Origin of the sequence: uncultured Gimesia sp. (assembly GCF_937910335.1) — a bacterium.
GTDB lineage: Bacteria > Planctomycetota > Planctomycetia > Planctomycetales > Planctomycetaceae > Gimesia.
The window spans coordinates 1-4046 of sequence record NZ_CALEMX010000101.1 but is presented as its reverse complement, the minus strand read 5'-3'; the positions used below and the strand labels follow the sequence as shown (position 1 = coordinate 4046).

General features: G+C 48.2%; 5 protein-coding genes. 4 read left to right on the top strand and 1 reads right to left on the bottom strand.

Going from position 1 to position 4046, the window contains the following annotated elements:
• Both Q0668_RS04075 and Q0668_RS04070 read left to right on the top strand, forming a co-directional pair.
• Positions 1-1695 (top strand): prolyl oligopeptidase family serine peptidase (locus Q0668_RS04075; protein ID WP_298860191.1); only part of this gene is annotated, 1695 nt, incomplete at its 5' end.
• 61 nt (positions 1696-1756) lie between these two features.
• A complete protein-coding gene (locus Q0668_RS04070; RefSeq protein WP_298860189.1) occupies positions 1757-1885 on the top strand; it encodes a hypothetical protein in 129 nt (42 codons plus the stop codon).
• Positions 1886-2162: 277 nt separating this feature from the next.
• Here Q0668_RS04070 and Q0668_RS04065 read toward each other — a convergent pair whose 3' ends face one another.
• Entirely contained in the window at positions 2163-2396 is a 234-nt protein-coding gene (locus Q0668_RS04065; protein WP_298860187.1) for a thioredoxin family protein, read from the bottom strand.
• Positions 2397-2539: 143 nt separating this feature from the next.
• On the opposite strand from Q0668_RS04065, the gene Q0668_RS04060 reads away from it, so the two are divergent.
• Together Q0668_RS04060 and Q0668_RS04055 are read left to right on the top strand one after the other, a co-directional pair.
• Complete coding sequence (locus Q0668_RS04060; RefSeq protein WP_298860185.1) at positions 2540-2866, top strand: helix-turn-helix domain-containing protein; 327 nt, start codon at positions 2540-2542, stop codon at positions 2864-2866.
• Between the two features lie 380 nt (positions 2867-3246).
• Positions 3247-3852: a hypothetical protein gene (locus Q0668_RS04055; RefSeq protein ID WP_298860183.1), complete on the top strand. Its 606-nt coding sequence runs from the start codon at positions 3247-3249 to the stop codon at positions 3850-3852.
• Positions 3853-4046 lie beyond the last annotated feature (194 nt).

The following is a 4046-nucleotide window of genomic DNA, read 5'->3' as shown; positions in this document are numbered from 1 at the left end:
AAAAAACGGCGAGATTCCCTGCACTGCTCATTAGGTGAAATGCCAGAACGCTCAGCTCTCAATGCGCGAGTGACAGGCATCATCACAGAAAACGGTTTCACAATTGAAAAAATTCTGTTTGAGAGTCAGCCCGGTTTTCATGTGACAGCCAATTTATATCGACCCAGCGGCTCAGGCCCCTTCCCCGCCATTCTGCATCCCGTTGGACACAGTGAGAATGGTAAAGCCTACGATTCATATCAGCGGGCAAATCGGTTGCTGGTTCAAAATGGTTTCGTTGTGCTGTGCTTTGACCCGATAGGTCAGGGTGAACGAAAGCAGCTCATTGGACCGGAAGGAAAGCCGCTTCACCGCGCGAGCCACGAACATCAGGAACTCGGAGTCGCGCCGATTCTGCTGGGACGTAGTCTGGGGAGCTACATGGTTTGGGATGGCGTGAGAGCGATTGACTATCTCTGTAGCCGATCGGACGTGGATCCCAAACGTATCGGCTGCACGGGTAATTCTGGTGGAGGCAACCTGACCAGCTATCTGATGGCGTATGACGAACGCATTGTCGCGGCTGCGCCGGGCTGCTTCATGACCACGCATCGACGTAAAAATGAAAGTCCCGGTCCTGGCGATGCCGAGCAAAATCTGTTTGCACAAATTCGTGACGGTTTTGACCACTCCGACTTCATCCTGGTACGAGCGCCCAAACCAACTCTGATCCTGGCTGCAACAAAAGATTTCGTGCCAATCGAGGGTGCCTGGGAAGCGTTCCGTCAGGCCAAACGCGCCTACACACTACTTGGCTATCCGGAACGCGTGGAACTGATAGAAGCGAATGAGAAACACGGCTTCAGCCAGCGGTTGCGAGAAGGTGCTGTGCGATTCTTCGCGCACTGGCTACAAGGACGACGGATCGAGGTTTTTGAGGAAGTTAATGTCCCCATTCTCACTGACAAGGACCTGCAGGTCACCCCGGACGGACAGGTTCTCAGTTTGCCTGACGAGCGATCCATTTTCGATCTGTTTGCGGACTACGAAAGGCAGCTTGCCGCACAGAGGCCGAAATTGACACGCGCGGTCGTACGAGACGTCACCGGTATCCGACCACTTTCGGAATTGCCTAAACCCAAAGTCGATGTGCCCAAAGTCGATATCAATGGAAACCATGCGTCACCGCAACGCCTCCTCTTCCATCCAGAACCGGGCATCGTACTCCCGGCATTATATTGGTCGCAGGGCAACGCCGAGCCAGTACTCATCGCACCTGCTGAGGGAATGAATTTTGCCGTCAAAGAAGCGAAACAGTTAAACGAAAAAGGACATCCCGTATTGATTATCGAAGTTCGGGACACGGGGGAGACCAGAACGCGGAACTGGCGTTTCTTCGGTGCCGACTATTATATCGCACACATGCTGGGCCGTTGCTGGCTGGGGATGAGAACCGAAGACTTGCTCGTCTGCTCACGTTGGTTGAAGGAACAGCAGCAGGCGAAATCTGTTCGTCTCACCGCGAATGGTGAAATCGGACCGGCGGCACAGCACGCCGCAGCACTGGAGCCAGAATTGATCTCGACGGTCCTCACAAAAAACGATCTGACTTCGTGGCGCGAACTCATGACTTCCCGGGAGGCACAAAAGCACCTGCATAACGCCGTTCAAAACGTACTGCGGTATTATGACCTTCCCGACTTGAAAAAATTGTAGCGACTCAACAAGGTGCTTGAGCGTTATCTGCATCAAGCACGATCTACAGCAGGACACCGATATGGTAAAGAGAGTACGCAAGAAGACGAAGACCGAACTGGAAGACCCCACTTTCCGCAAACTTGTGTCGTCACAATCAGAAGAGTTGATGCGAACCTATGCAGAATGCGAGAAGCTCTCCAAATCGTGACTTCAATTTATACTTGATCTTGCTGGCGATGATCGGATCAGCCGCTTTGACTATCTTGATGACGATGACGCATTCGAGAAGGAATCTCACTGGTGGGCTAAACTACGCCGAGAATTTGTAAATTTGGTTGAGAAGCCCAAGGAAATACATTGCTTCACTTGCCTCTACAACACTTCTAAGATTGATTAAAGGGGCAGGAATCGTTATTTCTGTCCCTGCCCCTTTTTGTCTTCTTGCTTCCGGTACCAGAACTATATTTTCTGACCGGTATTAATAACTATTTCAGTGCGTTAAGATCAGCGCCGAAATTAATATGGAACGGAACCCCGTCAAGGACAAGAGCAGGCACAGACTTAACTCCTGCCTTCTCTGCATTGCCGATCTGGTCTTTGTTCTCTCCAAGATGTACGACCTCAACAATGTACTTGGATTGATCAATTGCGTCCGCTACTTTTTGCTCGGCTTCGACACAAACAGGACATCCTGCATGGTAGAATAATGCTGTACTCATTGTAATGTTCCTTTACTCATGATAGATTTTATTCCAGTGGACCACCCACATGGAACACCTGCAATATATGGTTCCTTTCAGGCGATGAAAAGCAGGCACTTTTTGGTGGGGTAGGCACAAAATGGTGTAAATTGCAGGTTATCATGAGTAAAATAAATCTCAAAAAACATAGAAAATCGTACGAGCGGCTTGAGCAGGTGATCGGCTGCAAATGGTCTGTTTCCGTCTTAGAAGCAATTCGGATGGGTATCAATCGACCTGGAGCACTGGAAAGAAGTATCGAAGGAATATCTGCAAAAATTCTTTCAGAAAGGCTTCGTAAATTGACTGCTTATGGTTTGCTGGATAAACATGCTTTTGCTGAAGTTCCTCCAAGAACGGAATACACTCTCACCAAAACAGGCGAATCACTTGTCCAAATCATTTCAAGAATTCAAGAACTAGACAAGGAAATTGAAGAAGCGCAATAAGAATCGTGTTGCGCCACACGACTATTGTGTGAATTCGCTTTAACATCTGCTAAACCATGGTCAAATGGTTCAATCGCAACTCTTGTTATAAATGAGAACAGGGACAGAAAAATCGATTCCTGACTATTTTACAATTCATGATCGGATAATTAGCTCACTTCGTGTTCAATGCACCTCCCTCAATATTCTCTTGACAATTTCTCCCTGGTAAAACAGAATCCCCGAAATTCGAACTTTATTGTGTTATGCTTCAATTCCTCATCTGTGGAATTACGAGAGCTACGATTGGTTTTACGTTTCTGATTCTCAGTGTACAGTCATGCGGTTGGATCGTTGTTTTCGGCATCAATCCACCTTCAACAAGAATCAAGGATGTCGCAATGAAATTCATCACTGCTTGCTTCGTTGCATTTGCTCTTACCCCGGCTGTGCATGCGTCTCATACCTTCTACTCCGATATTCACGTTCGTTCTCCGTCCGGACAATTTCAGGTGGACGCGACTTCTCCTGACAATCGAGGCAAGGTAGAAAAAATAGTACCATTTCAGGCTTCTTTCACCTACAAATGCGTTGATATCTTGAGCGGCAAAACGATCTGGACTCGCAAGCAGGCAATGGAAAAGCCACAACGGCTTAGCAAAGACTCTACAATTGAATTTGCGTTTCCCAAAGAAGCATCTCCTCTCGCTATCCACGTCTCCGATCGCGGAACAACACTGATCTACACTGGGGCGTATGAACTAATCGTTGTTTCACCTCAGGGCAAAGATGTAGGCAAGGTTAATTTACTTGCCGACGCATTTACGGAAACCGAGTACGAGCGGTTTATGCACAAAACTATGGCAGGGACATTTTGGGCCAGCTTGTCTGCGTGGTACTACCTCAATGTCCCTGGTGCGAAATGTTTGTCGTCCGACCTTGGTGGGGCCGTCGTATCTTTGTGGACGTCAACAGAGGAAAACTCTCCCGAAGCAGTGAAGCTTTGATTGCAGCTGCAGTGGAAAGGGAGAAGAAGCTGGTAATGGATGCTTTAAATTCAAAGAAAAAGCCAAACGACTACGAATTGTCGAAGTATGATGCCGCTTATTTATCGGGTGTCTTGAAGCTACAACAGGCCATCCCATTCCTGAAGGCTCTTGAGGAATCCACAGAATACGAGAGAAGTGCGGTCGGAGGCCTT

What these genes read in the sequence shown, in the direction of transcription:
- Q0668_RS04060 (WP_298860185.1), top strand. Translation starts at nt 2,540, where the DNA reads ATGAGTAAAATAAATCTCAAAAAACATAGAAAATCGTACGAGCGGCTT.
- Q0668_RS04055 (WP_298860183.1), top strand. Translation starts at nt 3,247, where the DNA reads ATGAAATTCATCACTGCTTGCTTCGTTGCATTTGCTCTTACCCCGGCT.
- Q0668_RS04070 (WP_298860189.1), top strand. Translation starts at nt 1,757, where the DNA reads ATGGTAAAGAGAGTACGCAAGAAGACGAAGACCGAACTGGAAGACCCC.
- Q0668_RS04065 (WP_298860187.1), bottom strand. Translation starts at nt 2,396, where the DNA reads ATGAGTACAGCATTATTCTACCATGCAGGATGTCCTGTTTGTGTCGAA.